10 protein-coding genes and 1 pseudogene are annotated in these 15,729 nt (G+C 70.9%); 5 read left to right on the top strand and 6 right to left on the bottom strand.

Translation table 11 applies throughout. The annotated features are described in order from the left end of the window. Positions 1–118 precede the first annotated feature (118 nt). Positions 119–1,510, bottom strand: a complete 1,392-nt coding sequence (locus H5T77_RS23700; RefSeq protein WP_292653074.1) for an AMP-binding protein — start codon at positions 1,508–1,510, stop codon at positions 119–121. A gap of 123 nt (positions 1,511–1,633) precedes the next feature. Between H5T77_RS23700 and H5T77_RS23695 the strand changes: the two genes are divergently transcribed. Both H5T77_RS23695 and H5T77_RS23690 read left to right on the top strand, forming a co-directional pair. Beyond that, positions 1,634–2,971, top strand: a complete 1,338-nt coding sequence (locus H5T77_RS23695) for a glycosyltransferase family 4 protein (protein ID WP_292653073.1) — start codon at positions 1,634–1,636, stop codon at positions 2,969–2,971. A 119-nt stretch (positions 2,972–3,090) separates the two neighbouring features. Further along, positions 3,091–4,206, top strand: coding sequence for a DUF1972 domain-containing protein (locus tag H5T77_RS23690; protein WP_292653072.1), 1,116 nt, complete (start codon positions 3,091–3,093; stop codon positions 4,204–4,206). Positions 4,207–4,211: 5 nt separating this feature from the next. On the opposite strand, the gene H5T77_RS23685 is transcribed toward H5T77_RS23690, so the two are convergent. From H5T77_RS23685 to H5T77_RS23670, 4 genes are all read right to left on the bottom strand, one after another. After that, positions 4,212–5,414: an MFS transporter gene (locus tag H5T77_RS23685; protein ID WP_292653071.1), complete on the bottom strand. Its 1,203-nt coding sequence runs from the start codon at positions 5,412–5,414 to the stop codon at positions 4,212–4,214. 405 nt (positions 5,415–5,819) lie between these two features. Continuing rightward, a complete protein-coding gene (locus H5T77_RS23680; protein WP_292653070.1) occupies positions 5,820–6,998 on the bottom strand; it encodes a Cmx/CmrA family chloramphenicol efflux MFS transporter in 1,179 nt (392 codons plus the stop codon). A 193-nt stretch (positions 6,999–7,191) separates the two neighbouring features. Continuing rightward, positions 7,192–9,105, bottom strand: a complete 1,914-nt coding sequence (locus H5T77_RS23675; RefSeq protein WP_292653069.1) for a glycosyltransferase — start codon at positions 9,103–9,105, stop codon at positions 7,192–7,194. Continuing rightward, entirely contained in the window at positions 9,102–9,857 is a 756-nt protein-coding gene (locus H5T77_RS23670) for a CDP-alcohol phosphatidyltransferase family protein (protein WP_292653068.1), read from the bottom strand. The genes H5T77_RS23675 and H5T77_RS23670 overlap by 4 nt, the downstream gene beginning before the upstream one ends. 158 nt (positions 9,858–10,015) lie before the next feature. Here H5T77_RS23670 and H5T77_RS23665 point away from each other — a divergent pair, with 158 nt between their 5' ends. Both H5T77_RS23665 and H5T77_RS23660 read left to right on the top strand, forming a co-directional pair. Then, positions 10,016–11,137 carry a glycosyltransferase family 4 protein gene (locus tag H5T77_RS23665; RefSeq protein ID WP_292653067.1) on the top strand — a complete coding sequence of 374 codons (1,122 nt, stop codon included), beginning with the start codon at positions 10,016–10,018 and terminating at the stop codon, positions 11,135–11,137. Positions 11,138–11,139: 2 nt separating this feature from the next. Continuing rightward, positions 11,140–12,591, top strand: coding sequence for a lipopolysaccharide biosynthesis protein (locus H5T77_RS23660; protein WP_292653066.1), 1,452 nt, complete (start codon positions 11,140–11,142; stop codon positions 12,589–12,591). On the opposite strand, the gene H5T77_RS23655 is transcribed toward H5T77_RS23660, so the two are convergent. Then, a complete protein-coding gene (locus H5T77_RS23655) occupies positions 12,578–13,741 on the bottom strand; it encodes a right-handed parallel beta-helix repeat-containing protein (RefSeq protein ID WP_292653065.1) in 1,164 nt (387 codons plus the stop codon). The two genes, H5T77_RS23660 and H5T77_RS23655, sit on opposite strands and share 14 nt — an antisense overlap. A 197-nt stretch (positions 13,742–13,938) precedes the next feature. On the opposite strand from H5T77_RS23655, the pseudogene H5T77_RS23650 reads away from it, so the two are divergent. Continuing rightward, positions 13,939–15,729 (top strand): annotated as a pseudogene (locus tag H5T77_RS23650) (hypothetical protein); the annotation flags it as partial.

Raw genomic sequence — 15,729 nt, 5'->3', positions numbered from 1 at the left:
GGCGGAGGCGTGTCGAGACCAACACGGTGCCCTCTAGCGCCGACGGGACCGTGTTGGTCTCGACACGCTCGCTGGCGCTCGCGGCTCGACCGACGAGGGCGGGCTCGGTCAGCGGGGCTCAGCCCGCACTGGCGGCGAGGAGCTGAGCCGCGGCCTGGTCGATCTTGCCGTTGCCGGTGCGGGGGAGTTGGGCGACCGGGACGAGTACGTCCGGGACCGAGTCAGGGCGCAGCACCGTCGGGAGCCGGCGGCGGAGGTCGTCGAGGTCGTTGCCGGCGGCTTCGACGAGGCTGACCAGGGCGCCTTCAGGAGTGGCTGCGGTGAAGGTCGCCAGACCGAAGGCGTCCTTCACCTCGGCGTCGAGGGCGTCCAGGTCGACGAAGCTCGCGCTGCGTTTGACCCGGCGGCCCGCGCGACCGAGGCAGAAGAGCTCCTCGCCGCGCCGGGCGCCGAGGTCGCCGGTGAGCACCCGCGCCGGGCCGTCCCAGCGCGGAAAGTCTCCGCTCGGGGTCCCGAAGAGGTAGCCGCCGGGCAGATGCGGTGACTCGATGGTCAGCATCTCGCCGGTCCCGTCGGGGGCCAGCGACGTACGCCACCCACCGACCGACCCGCGCCCGATCCCAAGGGCGCCGTGGACCGTCGGCAGGTCGTCACCGGCCTCGAAGCGGGCGGCGCTGGCGAACCCGATCGTCTCGCTGGTCCCGTAGGTGTTGACGACGGTCGCGACGCCGAGGTCGAAGACGCGCTGGGCGTCGGCGGCGGAGAGCCGGTCGCCACCGGATCCCCACACCCGCAGGGTTCGCGGGGACGCGCTGCCGCGCTCGTTGGCCGCGAGGTCGATGAACCGAGGGGCCAGGCGTACGTGCGTCGCCTCGACGCGGGCGCAGAAACCGAGCGGCCGCAGCCGGTCACCCAGCGACCCCGACAGGTGGAGAGAGGAGCCGGCGGCCAGGGCGACCAGCAGGTTGGTCATCGCCAGGTCGTAGGAGAGGTGGGAGACCTCGGCCCACACCGAGGAGGCGTCGAGGTCGAGCGCGGCCGCGCCGTGCGGGACGAAGGCGTCGATCGCGGCCCAGGGCGACAGCACCCCCTTCGGGCCACCGCCGGTGGAGCCCGAGGACATCGCGACGTACCCGGCCTCCAGCGCGTCCTGAGCACGCGTAGACGATGACGCGACCGTCCGGATCCCCGACCGGTCGAGCACGACATCGGGATGCAGCGCCTTGAGGAGGGCCCGGCGGCGCTCCTCGGGGGCCGACGGGTCCACGAAGCAGACGGAGAGGTCACCGACGATCGCGGCCACGAGCGCGACGACCGCGTCGGTGCACAGCGGCAGCGACACCGCGACCAACGGGCGCCGGGCGCCGGTGGCTCTGACGAGCGCCAACCGCAGCTCCTCGGCCGCGTCGGCCAGCCCGGATGCGTCTACCGACGTGCGCCGGTCCGCGATCACGGCCTCCGAGAGACGTCGGCTGCGTACGGATCGGATGCGCTCGGCCAGCAGGTTCACAGCAGGCGACGCTAGGAGCCGCAGGGCGCCCCGGCACCCGTGCCACCGTTCACGATCCCCGGATTCGGGGATATGCCGGGCGCCCCTGGGGAGAGGGTCTCTGCGCTCCACAACGCTGCTCCCATGGTCAACGCAGCCCAGCAGAGACATGGCGTCGCAAGGACGCACGTGCTGATCATCGTCCAGAACCTTCCCGTGCCGCTGGACCGACGTGTCTGGCTCGAGTGTCAGGCGCTGGTCGCACGGGGCTACGAGGTCAGCGTGATCTGCCCGAAGGGCCCCGGCGACCCGGGGCGTCAGCAGCTCAGCGGCGTACGCATCTACAAGTACCGGCCCGCACCGCAGGCCAGCGGCGTGCTCGGTTATCTGCTCGAGTTCGTCTACTGCTGGATCCGCACCGCGCTGCTGGCCAACCGGGTCTGGCAGGACCGCCCGTTCAGCGTGATGCAGGCGTGCAACCCACCCGACACCTACTGGCTGCTGGCCCGCATCTGGAAGCGGCGCGGCGTCCGGTTCGTCTTCGACCAGCACGATCTCAACCCCGAGCTCTTCCTCTCCCGGTTCGGTACGCCGACGTCCCTGTCCGGTCGCGCCCAGCTGGCCGCGCTGCGCTGGCTCGAGAAGCAGACGTACGCCGCCGCCGACCAGGTCATCTCGACCAACGAGTCCTACCGGAAGGTCGCGATCGCCCGGGGTGGGATGGACCCTCGGGACGTGACCGTGGTCCGCAGCGGACCGGACACGTCGGTGATGCGTCCGGTGCGGCCCCACGACGTTGCGTCCGAAAGCACCGCCGGCGGGCGGCACACCCTGGTCTACCTCGGGATCATGGGGCCCCAGGACGGCGTCGACACGGTGCTGGAGGTCATGGCGGAGCTCGTCCACCGGCGCGGCCGCAGCGACGTCGACGCCGTGCTGATGGGCTTCGGCGACTGTCTCGAGGAGCTCGAGCGCCGCTGCACCGAGCTGCGCCTCGACGACGTGGTCACCTTCACCGGCCGGGCCGGGTCTGCGCTGATCGCCCAGCACCTCAGCGCCGCGACCGTCGGCCTGTGTCCCGACCTGAAGACGCCGCTCAACGACGTGTCGACGATGAACAAGACGATGGAGTACATGGCCTACGCCCTGCCGTCGGTCTCCTTCGACCTGGTCGAGACCCGGGTCTCCGCCGAGGATGCCGCACTCTTCGTCCCCTCCGGGGACGTGGCCGCGTTCACCGACGCCGTCGAGTCGCTGCTCGACGACCCCGAGCTCCGGGTCGAGCTGGCCCTGCGGGCACGGGAACGCGCCGCGAAGGTGCTCGACTGGGGCCCGCAGTCGGCGGCGTACGTGCAGGTCTATGACTCGATGTGCGCGATCGCGGAGGTCACGGTGGCGGTCGAGGGGTTCGAGTACGTCGATCTCGACGACCCGGACGCGCTCCGCCAGTTCGTGCTGACTCGGGGACCTGCCGTCACGTAACCCATTTGGGGTATAGGCCCCTCGTTCCACGCCCGTCGCTCCTGCGGATCCCTTTGGATGGCTCTTTGTGCTGAAAATAGGGGCCGTCGGCTCCTAGCCCAACTAGGAGTCAACCCCACGTGACCCCAATTGTGCGGATGCTCGGGACCCGTGGTGTCCCGGCTGCCCATGGCGGCTTCGAGACCGCGGTGGAGAACATCGGGCTGGACCTGGTCGACCGCGGCTGGCGGGTCGTCGTCTACTGCCAGGACGACGAACCCTCCGCTGAGCTGCATGTCGACTCCTGGAAGGGCATCGAGCGTGTCCACGTGCCGGCCCGCCACGACGGCCCGCGCGGGACGATCGAGTTCGATGTCGGCGCGGTGCGACACGCGGCCCGCGAGGCCGCGCGAGACGGCAGCGTGTGCGTGACGTTCGGCTACAACACCGGCGCGCTCAACGCCGTGCTCCGCTCCCGTCGGGTCCCCAACATCGTCAACATGGACGGCATCGAGTGGAAGCGGGCCCGCTGGTCGGGCCCGGAGAAGGCGTTCCTGTGGACCCAGGAGCGGGCCGCCTGCTGGTTGGGTGACCACCTGATCGCCGACCATCCCGAGATCGCCCGTCATCTGGCGACCCGGGTGCCCGCCGACAAGATCACCACGATCGCCTACGGCGGCCCTCGCATCGTCGACGCGCCCGAGTGGGCGGTGTTCGACCGCGGCCTGGAGCCGGGCTCCTACCTGACCGTGATCGCCCGGCCGGTGCCGGAGAACAACATCCTCGAGATCGTCCGCGCCTTCTCCAGCCGCCGCTGGGGTCGGCAGCTGGTGGTCCTGGGCGACTACGACCCCGCCGACGACTACCAGCGCGCCGTCCTCGAGGCGGCCGGCGACGAGGTCGTCTTCCTCGGCGCGATCTACGACACCGACATCGTCTCGGCCCTGCGCTTCCACTCGGTGGCCTACGTCCACGGACACCAGGTCGGTGGCACCAACCCGTCGCTGGTCGAGGCGCTCGGCTGCGGCAACCCGGTGATCGCCCACGACAACCGCTACAACCGCTGGGTGGCCGACGATGCCGCCCTCTACTTCTCCGACGAGGCCGGCATCATCTCCGCCCTGGAGCGGCTCCTGTCCGACCGCGAGCTGGCAGCATCGCTGTCCGGCCATGCCCACGCGCGGCACGCCGCCGAGTTCACCTGGAGCCGGATCACCGACAAGTACGAAGCGCTCCTCCGCGCCCATCTGCCCTGACCGTGCTAGACGTCGGTCGTGATCTCCTCGACCGGGGGAACGGGCTCGCGGGCGGTGTAGGCGCGGTAGGCGAGGACAGCGGCGACGGTGAGGACCGCCGCGGTCACGGCGCACGCGGTGAAGAGGGTCTGCCACTGGTCGTGGTCGGCAGCCGGCCCGGCGATGACGGCGGCGATGGAGCTCCCGATGAAGAGCGAGGCGGCGAAGCAGGCCACGACGGTGCCGCGCGCCTCGGGGACGATCGAGGTCGCCCACGTCTGCAGTGAGGTGTGCAGGAAGGCCCAGGTGATCCCCAGCATCACGACGACGCCGATGATGGTGGGCACCGAGACGCTCATCGCCGCCACGGCGTACCCAGCGGTCAGGGCGAGGCCGCCGATCGCCATCAGCGCCCAGCGTGGGATTCGCCGGGTGAGCGCCTTGAGGATCTGCGAGGAGAGCAGGACCGCGATGCCGTACGCGGCGGCCGCCAGCCCCGCTCGTGCCGCGTCGACGCCCTGTGCCTGCAGGGCGGGTGCGAGGAGGGTGAGAACGCCGAGGACGAGGCCGCCCTCGACGAAGACCAGCAGCCCGACCACGACCACCCAGCGGTTGCTCAGCGCGGCTCGGAACGCGGCGCCCACTCCGCCGTCGGTGGTTCGCGGCGGCTCGGCGAGCGAGCGCAGACCCCAGGCGCTGACCAGGGCCACGACCGCCGGCACCGCGAACACGACCCGCCATCCCAGCAGCTGTCCGGTGATCCCCGCCGCGGCTGCCGCCAGCGCCGTACCGACCGCCATCGCGGCCATCAGGTCCGAGAGGGCGCGCTGCCGGTGGGTGTCGGAGACGGTGTCGCCGACGTACGTCAGTGAGGTCGGCACGATCGCCCCGAAGAACGCCCCCGCGACCACCCGCACCGCAACCAGGGTCAGCAGGTTCGGCGCCGCCGCCGAGACCAGACCGGCGATCCCCGCCCCGACGAGCGCCCACTGCATCAGCCGGACCCGGCCGAACCTGTCTGACAGGGCGCCCCACAGCGGCTGGCACAGGCCGTACGCGAGGTAGTAGCCGCTGGCGATCGCCACCGCCTGTCCTACCGAGACCCCGAACGTCGTCGCTACCAGGACCAGGATCGGGCTGACCACGAACCTGTCGAAGCTGCTCACGAACGAGGCGACCGCGATCCAGACCGGTGGGCGCGTCGGGGATGAGTCTGGGGTGGGGGGCACGCTGTCAGGTTAGTAAAGGACCGAGTTCGGCGGTGGTCGAGACCCCACCCCCGCTGGTCGAGCCGCCCCGCTGGTCGAGACCCTTGTCCCCGTCGGTCGAGCCGCCGGAGCCGCTAGGCGGAGGCGTGTCGAGACCAACACGGTCCCCTTCCCGAACGACCAGCCCCGGTGGTCGAGCATGTCGAGACCTCCCTGCCGGAAACATCTGGCTGGCTATCGGGGCGGCGGCCCGGGTGTGGCGCGGAGGAATCAGTGCTGGGACGGACAGATCTCGGGCCGTGGTAGCTGCCTCACTAGGTGCAGGCGATCCGGCGTGCCCTGGGCGACGCACATTCCACCGGGTCGTCCGCTGCGAGCCCGTACCCCTCCGACCTGGTATGGCTGAGGCGCGAGCGTACGGGTCGCTCAGCCGAGTGTCTCCACAGTGACCGCCCTGAGGTGAAGCTTCGACAGGAGCATGACCATGAGAGTCAGGGCGGTGAGGCCGGCCGCGACCCATACCGCGGCGAGGTTGCCTGCTCCGGTGGCGAGGCCGAGTGCGCCGAGGACAGGGCCGGCTGCGGCTCCCACGTTGAGTGCGGCGGTCGCGTACGAGCCGGCCATCGTCGGTGCTCCGGAGGCGGCGTAGAGCACCTGGGCGATCAGGGTGCTGCCCACGCCGAACGACAGCATTCCCTGGACCAGGACGAGAGCGACGAGGAGTGCGGGATGCGACGCGGCCAGGGCGAGTGCGATCCAGCCTGCCAGCAGCAGGGGACCGCCGATGGCGAGGACCAGGCCCGGTCTGCTGTCCGACAGGCGTCCTGCGACGGTGACACCGAGGAAGGATCCGAGGCCGAACATCACCAGCACCACGGAGATCCAGGCGTCTCCCAGGCCTGCTGTCTCGGTCACCACCGGTGCCAGGAAGGTGAAGGCTGCGAAGGTGCCGCCGTTGACCAGCGCGCCGAGGGCCATCGCGAGAAGGAGGCGGTGGGAGCGTAGCTGGGCCAGCTCGGCGCGGAGCCTCGGTGAGCCGGCGCCGACATCAGTCCGGGCCCGGGAGTCCGCGACGCCGCGCAGGATTCCGATCGCGGCGGGGATGCACAGCAGCGAGATTGCCCAGAACGTGGTGCGCCACCCGGCCGCGGTGCCGAGCAGTGCCCCTGCGGGAACACCGGCGACCGTGGCGATGGTCGTGCCGGACAGCAGGATGGCCAGGGCGCGTCCCTTCCTGTCCTCGGGTACGAGGGTGGTGGCCGTGGCCAGGGCTACGGCCAGGAAGCCCGCGTTCGCCAGGGCACTGAGCACACGGGCGGCTAGAAGGACGGGGAAGACGGGCGTGACCGCGGCGATCACATGGCAGGCGGCGAACAGGAGCAGGCAGACCAGCAGCGCCGTACGCGGGGGCCAGCGGCGGGCGAAGGCAGCCATCAGCGGCGCGCCGAGGACCATTCCTACGGCGAACGCGGAGGTCAGCAGGCCTGCGGTGCCGACGGTGACGTCTAGATCGGTGGCGATCGCGGGCAGCAGACCCGCGAGCATGAACTCCGAGGTGCCCATGACGAAGACCGCCAGGGCAAGCATGTAGAGGGCGAAAGGCATCGAGTACTCCGAGGTGAGTGGTCAGAAGAGGGTCCTTCTGGTCACCACGGCCGGCGGCCCGGGAGTATGCCGAACTGACCCGCTCAGATCGCGGGCGGATTGCTCAGTCGTTCACGGGGCTGGCGGTGTGACCGGCAGCCCCTGACCTGTCTGCTTCGGGACTCGACATGCCTGAGATGCTAGCCGGAACGCCTCAGTGCCGCAGCGCCGCCCGGAACGCCGCGGCATGCAGCTCGGCCGACTCCGGCCACTCCCGCGCCGAGAGATCGGGTCGCCCGGACGGTGGGTCGGTGGCGACGGACTTCAACGCACGCTCCAGGTCCTCGACGGTGAGGGTGCCTTCGAAGAGGTGGAGCCAGCCCGCGCCGACCTCGTCGGCCAGACGGCGGTTGACCTCGTTGTCAGGCGCCAGGACCGGGGTGTCGAGGGAGAGCGCGAGCAGCAGCGCGCCCGAGTTGTGCATCGCCCGGTAGGGCAGCACCACCAGCGCTGCCTGGGCGATCTCGGCGGCCAGAGTGGCGTCGTCGGCGTAGCTCAGCTCGGCGCTCACCCGGGCGTCGGCGGCGACCGCGGCCCGGACCTGGTCGGCGAGAGCAGGGTCGGCGGGGGAGCCGACCAGGCGTACGTCCAGGTCGGCCTCGGGGCTGTCGGCGACCGCTTCGAGGAGCAGCTCTACGCCCTTGTAGGGCTTGATCAGGCCGAAGTAGAGCACTCGTCTCGGGTGGCTGGCGGTCGATCCGGCGGTCGAGCTTGTCGAGACCTCGATCATCGGCGCGAACCAGTCGCGATAGTGGGCGTGGACGATCGTCGAGGTCGGTACGTCGAGCGGAGGAGCGGTCTGGTCGGTGAGCCGGATGACGTGGCTGGTGCGGCGCTCGAGCGCGTCCAGGAGTCGGTGGTTCCAGCGGCTCAGGCCGTCGGGTCGGACGAGGTTGTGCCAGGTGCGTACGACCGGGGTTCGGGTCAGCCGGAGCCGGATGATGAACACGGTGGTGAGCAGTTGACGCGCCAGCCGGCGCAGCGGCGTACGCGCTGATGTCATCAGCAGCTCGGGCCAGTGCACGTGGAATACGTCGTACCGGCCCGCGATGGCCCGGGCGAAGCCGAACAGCAGGACTTCGGTGTCGTCCCGCCGGCCGAGGGTCTCGATGAGCTGGACGATGTAGGGGTTGGTCGTCGCGCGCAGCTCGTGGACCGACTCCAGGACGCGGACGGGCCGGTCGCGGCGTCCGTCACGCAGCCCTCGCACGACCGCGGAGACCGGCCGGACGGGGTGCAGGAGCTGCCGGCGCCCACCACGCATCAGGATCTCGTACGCCGCCCCGACCGCCCCGCGACGCCAGGCCCGCTGCCGCTCGTGGCTGAGCCAGATCCGCGCGAAGAGGGCCCGGTTGCGGATGTTGAAGTAGTAGTAGGCGGGCGACTTGGCGCGGGAACCCTCCGCGCGCTGGGTGCCGCCTCCGGAGTGGGTCGCCGTGGCCCCGTCGATGATCGCGACGCGGCCGCCGGCCGCCCGGACCCGGGCGCAGAGGTCGACGTCCTCCCAGTAGAGGAAGTAGCGCTCGTCGAAGCCGCCGACCTTCTCCCACAGCTCGCGCGTGACCGCGAAGCAGGCGCCGGTGACCCACGGCAGCGTGTCTGCACCCAGCAGTTCGGCGCGGCGGCGCCAGGGACGCATCGTGCCGGTCTCCAAGTCGAGATCGAGACCCGCGGAGGCGACCTCGCCGTCAGAGCCGAGCACCGTCGGCCCGGCGAGCAGGAGCGGCTCGGCCTCGACGGCGGCCATGAGGCGTACGGCCGACTCGGCATCGATCGTGGCATCCGGGTTGAGGAAGAGGAGCGCCTCGGCGCCCTCGGCCAGCGCGGCCGCGGCGCCCAGGTTGCAGCCGGCGCCGAAGCCGGTGTTGGTGCCAGGGAAGACTCCGGTCCAGCCCTCGCGCTCGCAGAGTTGCCGGACCGTGGCGCGGTTGGCGTCGGTCGAGTGGTTGTCGACCACGACGATCCTGGCGGGCTCCAGCGCGGCGGCGACCCGCGTCGTGTGCCGCTCCAGCAGCGAGGGATCGCCGTAGCTGACCACGACCACGGCGAGCCGGGCGAGATCGCTCATCGTGACACCTGTGAGGGCCCGTCCAGCGCGCGCAGCTCACGCCACCACTTGCGCAGCGCGACGACCAGCGCGGCGGCGTTGCAGACGAACACCAGGGCGTAGGTCCACTGGAAGATCGCTCCGAAGCCGAGCAGCACGAACATCCAGCACTGCGCGCCGTAGTCCATCGGCAGCAGCGCCCACTTGCGGAGAGGGTTCTCCTGGACAGCCACGGGAGACGCGGTGGAGGACGGGCGCAGCGTCGGCATCAGGATCAGACCGAAGTACGTCACCACGGCGACCACCTCGAAGCCCAGCGGCACCAACAGCCAGCCGTCGGTGGCCGGGCCGAAGCGGTACCAGGACACCAGCACTGCCAGGTGGAGGCTGGCGGTCTTGAAGCAGTCGATTGTGTGGTCGAGCCACTCACCCGAGCGCGTCCCGCCGCCACGCAGCCGGGCGAGCTGACCGTCGGAGGAGTCGAGCACATAGCCCGCGGCCAGCAGCACCGCGACCAGGACCCCCGTCCACCAGCGCGGCTCGACCAGGGCGAGCACCAGCAGTCCTGCGGCCGAGAGCGTCGCGCTCAGCGCCGTGACCTGGTTGGGAGTCGCGCCGAGCATGTGCGCGGCCGCGGCGACGACCCGGCCGGCGGGCCGGTTGAGGAGCCGCGAGTAGGCCGCGGTGTTGAGCGACGGCTTCTGCGCCTGTCCCAGCGCCTCCAGATGTGTGCGGAACCCGCCTGGGGCGCGTTGGGCGCCGGTCGCGGCCATGCTCGTTGCCTGCTTCGCTCATACGTAGGGGCGGACATCGGGACCTTAGTCGAGCCGCGGTCGCCCCGACGATGTCCGGGTCGCCCACTCCCCAGATCTGGGGAGGACTTTGCAGGACCTTCGGCCCGGGTCGTGCCGGTGGCATACGGTTGCGCATCATGCCTGTGTTGGTCGCCCATCCGTCGCCGGACGTCTACGGCTCCGATCTTCAGCTGGTCGAGACGGTGCGTGGGCTGCACCAGGCGGGGCAGCAGGTCACGGTGGTCGTGCCGGAGCACGGTCCGCTGCTCCCGCTGCTCGAGGTCGCCGGGGCGAGTGTCGAGGTGATGACGTTCCCCGTGTTGCGCAAGGCCTACCTCAGCCCGGCCGGCCTCGTCCGGCTGGCCGCGGCGCTGATGGTCTTCTGGGTGCGCGCGGCGCGGCTGTGGCGCCGGGTCAGGCCGAGCCGGATGCTGGTCAACACGGTGACGATCCCGTGGTGGATCCTCGTCGCTCGCGCCGCGCGCGTCCCCGTGGTCTGCCACGTGCACGAGGCCGAGGACGACCAGCCCAAGCCCGTACGCCTCGCTCTGACCGCTCCGCTCCTGCTGGCCACCCGCGTGGTGGCCAACTCGCGGGCCTCGCGCGACGCGCTCGTGCGCACGCTGCCGGTGCTGGGGCGGCGTACGACTGTCGTCTACAACGGCGTCCCCGGGCCGGAGTCCGTGGCCGCTGCCCGCGTCCGGACCCCGGACGGACCGCTGCGGCTGGTGCTGGTCGGACGGCTCTCCCCGCGCAAGGGGACCGACGTTGCGCTGGAGGCTCTCGCCGAGGTGCGTAGGCGCGGGATCGATGCGCGGCTGCGCGTGTGCGGGTCGGTCTTCGCGGGCTACGAGTGGTTCGAGCAGGAGCTCCGCGACCGGGCGGATCAGGACGACCTGACCGGGAGCGTCGAGTTCCTGGGCTACGTCGCCGAGCCCGCCGGCGAGCTCGAGCAGGCCGACGTGGTGCTGGTGCCGTCACGTGTCGAGCCCTTCGGCAACGTCGCGGTCGAAGCGCTGCTCGCCGAGCGGCCGCTGGTCGCGAGCCGGGTGCAGGGGCTGGCCGAGATCGTGCGCGACGGCGAGACCGGGCTGTTGGTGACCGCCGGCGACGCCGAGGCCCTGGCCGAGGCGATCCAGCGGCTCGCCGCCGACCCCGACTTGGCCGCCGGGCTCGCCACCGCCGGGCGCAAGGATGCCGAGGAGCGCTTCGGCGTCGAGCGCTATCGGGACGAGATCGCGGCTGAGGTCCTCGATTGAGCTTGGGTAGGAGCGCTGCCCGCGGCGGGATGGTGGTGCTCGGCGGCCAGGGCGTACGCATCCTGGTCCAGATCGCCTCGGTGGTGGTGCTGTCCCGGATGCTCGGCCCGCGCGACTACGGCTTGGTCGCGATGGTGCTGGCAGTTGTCGCGGTCGCCGAGATCTTCCGTGACCTCGGGCTCTCGACGGCCGCGATCCAGGCCAAGGAGCTCAGTCGCGAGCAGCAGACGAACCTGTGGTGGCTCAACACCGGCCTCGGCTTCGGCTTCGCGCTCCTCGCGATCGCGGCCGCTCCGCTCGTCGCCGCGCTCTACGGGGAGCCGGCGCTCACCATGCTGACCGTGGCGATGGCCGGGATGTTCGTCCTCAACGGCATGGCCGCGCAGTATCGTGCCGACCTCACCCGCCGGATGCTCTTCACCAGGCTCGCCTTCGCCGAGGTCGCGGCGCCAGTGCTCGCTCTCGGGGTCGCGGCGTACGCAGCGGCCAACGGCGCGGGCTATTGGGCCCTGGCTGTTCAGCAGCTCATCCAGAGCGCCGTCGTGCTGGTGGTCGCTGGCGGTTTCGCCGGCTGGCTTCCCGGTCGCCCGCGGCGCGGCGTAGAGATGGGCGGGTTTCTGCGTTTCGGCTGGTCGTTGGCGGGTACGCAGCTGATCAACTACGCCGCCAGCAACATTGACTCGGTGCTCATCGGCACCCGCCTGGGCGCCCAGGAGCTCGGCACCTACAACCGCGCCTGGCAGCTGCTGATGACACCGCTCGGCCAGCTGCGCAGCCCCACCACGACGGTGGCGCTGCCGGTGCTGAGCCGGATCCGCGACGACCCGGCGCTTACGCAGCGCTTCGTGCAGCGCGGCCAGATCGCCCTCGGCTACAGCCTCGGTGCTGGGCTCGGGCTGGTCGCCGGCGCCGCGGTGCCTGTCTGCGCGCTTCTCCTCGGTCCGGGCTGGGACGTCGCCGGTGTCTTTGCCCTGCTCGCCTGCGCGGGTCTATTCCAGACGCTCGCCTACGTCGGCTACTGGGTCTATCTCGCCCATGGGCTGACCACGGAGCTGCGCCACTACACCCTGGTCGCCTCGGCCCTGAAGGTGGTCTGCGTGGTCATCGGGGTGCAGTACGGGATCACCGGCGTCGCGGTCGGCTACGCGACCGCCCACCTGCTGGAGTGGCCGCTGTCGTTGTGGTGGATCTCCCGCCGCACCCAGCTCCGCGTGGGTCCGCTCTACCTCGGTGCCGCCCGCATCCTGCTGGTCGCCGGGGCGGTCGCCGCCGCGGCGTACGCCACTGCCCAGGCGCTCGACGAGCAGCACCCCGGGGTGACAGTGCCGGTCTGCGTGGTGGCCGGGGCCGCGGCGTACGCACTTCTGCTGATCGTCCCGCCGGTACGCCGCGACGTGATGTCGCTGGTGGTGACGGTGCGGGGCGCGCTGGCCCAGAAGGTCAGCCGCGGCTGATCGTGACCGCGCGCCCGGTGTCGTCCCAGACGTTGCCGGAGTGGCTGACCTTTGTCGAGGTCGGGCGGATGATCGCGCAGCCGTCGATGCGCTGGTCACTGAGGAACCGGTTGTCGCGGATCACCATGCCCTCGACCGGGCCCCGGCCCTTCTCGGCGATGTTGACGGTGCAGCCGCCTCCGCCGAGGAGGTTGTCACGGATCGTGACGCCGTTGACGTCGCGGATGCTCTGGGTGATCTGCACGCCGGCGTTGTAGGCGCCGGTGAAACGGTTGTTCGCGATCGTGATGTTGCCGCCGCCGATGATCTGGATCGAGTCGTCGTGGGAGGCGCCGCCATCCTGGTAGGGGTCGTTCTCGAAGTGGTAGTTGTCGTGAAACCAGTTGCCGCGCACCGTCACGTTGCTGCCGGTGATGTGGACCTGATCGGTGACGTGATGGATCTCGGAGCTCTCCAGCGTGAAGTCGTGGCCGACCACGCCGTTGACGCCCGGAGCCGCGCTCGCGGACCGCACCTCGACGTTGCGGACCAGCATCCCGCGACCCTGGTCGTTGTTGTTGGAGATCCCAGCGGTCTCGGAGTCGGTCGGCACGATCACCCGGGTGTTGCGGATCGTCACGTTCGGCGCCTCGACGCTCACCCGGCCGTGCACCTCCAGGCCGTCGACCACCTTCCCGGCGGTCCTGACGACCAGATCGCCACGGTGGACGCGCAGCTTCTTCTTCGGAGGTACGCCGGTGTGATCCGGCTCCGGACCCTGCTGCCCTGGGGTGCCTGCTGGCGGCGACGCCAGCGGGTCGGCCTCCACCGGCTCCTGCCCGGGTGAGCCCGGACGGTCGCCGGAGCGGGGCGGCTCGGCAGAGTCCGAGGGCTCCTGCTTATTCGGCGACCCGGCGGACGGGCTGACGGACGGTCCGGGGAGGCGCGTGGAGGAGGCCGATGGAGAGGCGGAGGCCGACGTCGAGGGCGACAGCGTCGCCGGCCCGCCGAAGTCGTCGGGCGGCAGGTCGCCGTAGGTCCTCTCCGCACTCGGCGCGCTCTCCGGGGTGGGACCCGAGGTCAGCGCGTAGGTCGAACCCAGTGCGAGCGCCGTGGCGACCGCGGAGATGCCGAGGAGACGGATTCGGGACGGACCGGGCGAGACAGTCAAAGACGGACGCCTTCCTGGGACTGTGTGGCCAACGGATGTCGGGAGTCTGCACCACGCAGCTCGCGCAGATGTGGCCTCTGGATCCAATACATACCCGATTCAGGGGAACGGCGGTGTGATCGACGGGCGGACGGCTGCGGGTATCCCCGACACTGGCGTGTCGCGGCCGGGTCGGCCGCCTTGTACAGGGATGGATGATGACGCGGATTCAAGGCAAGCCCGGTGGGACCAGGTGGCGTCTGCTGGCGGCCGGCGCGGTTGCAGCAGTCCTCGGGGCGGGCAGCCTCGCCATGCAGGGAGGGGCGACGGCGGACACGGCTCCGATCGACCCCGAGCTCCCGGAGACGGTCTCTGCCGACGTACTTCCGACCGTGCAGATCGACGGGGTCGCCTGGAAGCAGGTGATCGTCGGCGACATCGTCTACGTCGGTGGCAGCTTCACCTCCGCGCGCCCGGCCGGTGCCCCGGCCGGCACCAGCGAGACGCCGCGCTCCAACATGTTGGCCTACCGGCTCTCGACCGGTGAGCTGATCCCCGGGTTCGCGCCGAGCTTCAACGCCCAGGTCAAGGACATGGCGCTCTCGCCCGACAAGAGCCTGCTCTACGTCGCGGGCAGCTTCACCCAGGTCAACGGCGTCAACCGCTACCGCGGCGCGGCGATCAACCTCGCCACCGGGGCGCTGACCAGCTTCCGGCCGATCTTCAACTCCACCACCAACGCGGTCGCCGCGACCGCCGACGCGGTCTTCTACGGTGGCGTGTTCACCTCGGCCGACAACACCCCGCGTACGAAGGTGGCGGCGGTCAAGCCCACCGACACCGGCGCCCAGCTTCTGCCGATGAACCCGACCGTCTCGAACGGGTCGCTGCAGGACATCGTGGTCTCGCCCGACGGCGCCGACATCGTGATCGCCGGCAACTTCACCAAGGTCAACGGCTCCGCCAACCCGGGCTACGGCCTGGCCCGGATCAAGGTCGCGACCGGTGCGTCGATGGCGCTGCCGGTCAACTCCGAGATCCGCAACGGCGGCACCAACTCGGCGATCCTGTCCCTGGAGTCCGACGGCACCAGCTTCTACGGCAGCGGCTACCACTATGGCAGCGGCGGCAACACCGAAGGCACCTTCAAGGCCGATTGGGCCACCGGCAAGCTGACCTGGCTCGAGGACTGCCACGGCGACACCTACGCGATCTGGCCGACCGCCGACGTGGTCTACCAGGCCAGCCACAAGCACTACTGCGGCAACTCCGGCGGCTTCCCGGAGACCAGCCCGCGCAGCTTCCAGCACTCGACGGCAGTCACTCAGGACGTACGCGGCACCAACACCAGTGACATCTACGGCTACCCCGACCACCCCGGCACCCCGCGCCCCGAGTTCCTGGAGTGGTACCCGAAGTGGACCCCCGGCACCTTCACCGGCGCCAACCAGGCTCCCTGGACCGTGACCGCCAACGACGACTACGTCGTCTACGGTGGTGAGTTCCTCAAGGTCGACGGCGTCGCCCAGCAGGGACTGGTGCGGTTCGCGGTCAACACGATCGCCCCCAACGAGGTCGGCCCTGCCCTGAATGGCGCGGAGTTCGGGCTCACCGCGACCTCGCCGGCCGACGGCCAGGTCCGGCTGACGTGGCCCGGCAACGCCGACAAGGACAACGCGACCGTCACCTACAAGGTCTACCGAGGGTCGACGGACGTCGCCCCGATCCACACCAACGCGGTCACCGCCGCGTTCTGGAAGCAGACCACGCAGAGCTTCGTCGACACCGAGGCGCCGCCGGGCTCCACCCAGCGCTACCGGGTCGTCGCCGAGGACGCCTTCGGCAACCAGGCGCTCACCGAGTGGGTCACCGTCGAGGTCGACGGCGAGCCCGTCCCGCCGGCCGAAGGCATCGTCGCCGAGGACACCTTCGAGCGGGCCGAGACGAGCGGCTGGGGCACGGCCGAGACCGGCGGCACCTGGTCACGCAGCGCCGGCGTCGCCGGCAGC

The organism is Nocardioides sp. (genome assembly GCF_014360585.1).
In the GTDB taxonomy this organism is placed as follows: Bacteria; Actinomycetota; Actinomycetes; order Propionibacteriales; family Nocardioidaceae; genus Nocardioides.
Note: the sequence above shows the minus strand (reverse complement) of the source record. Positions and strands in the feature narration are given on the sequence as shown.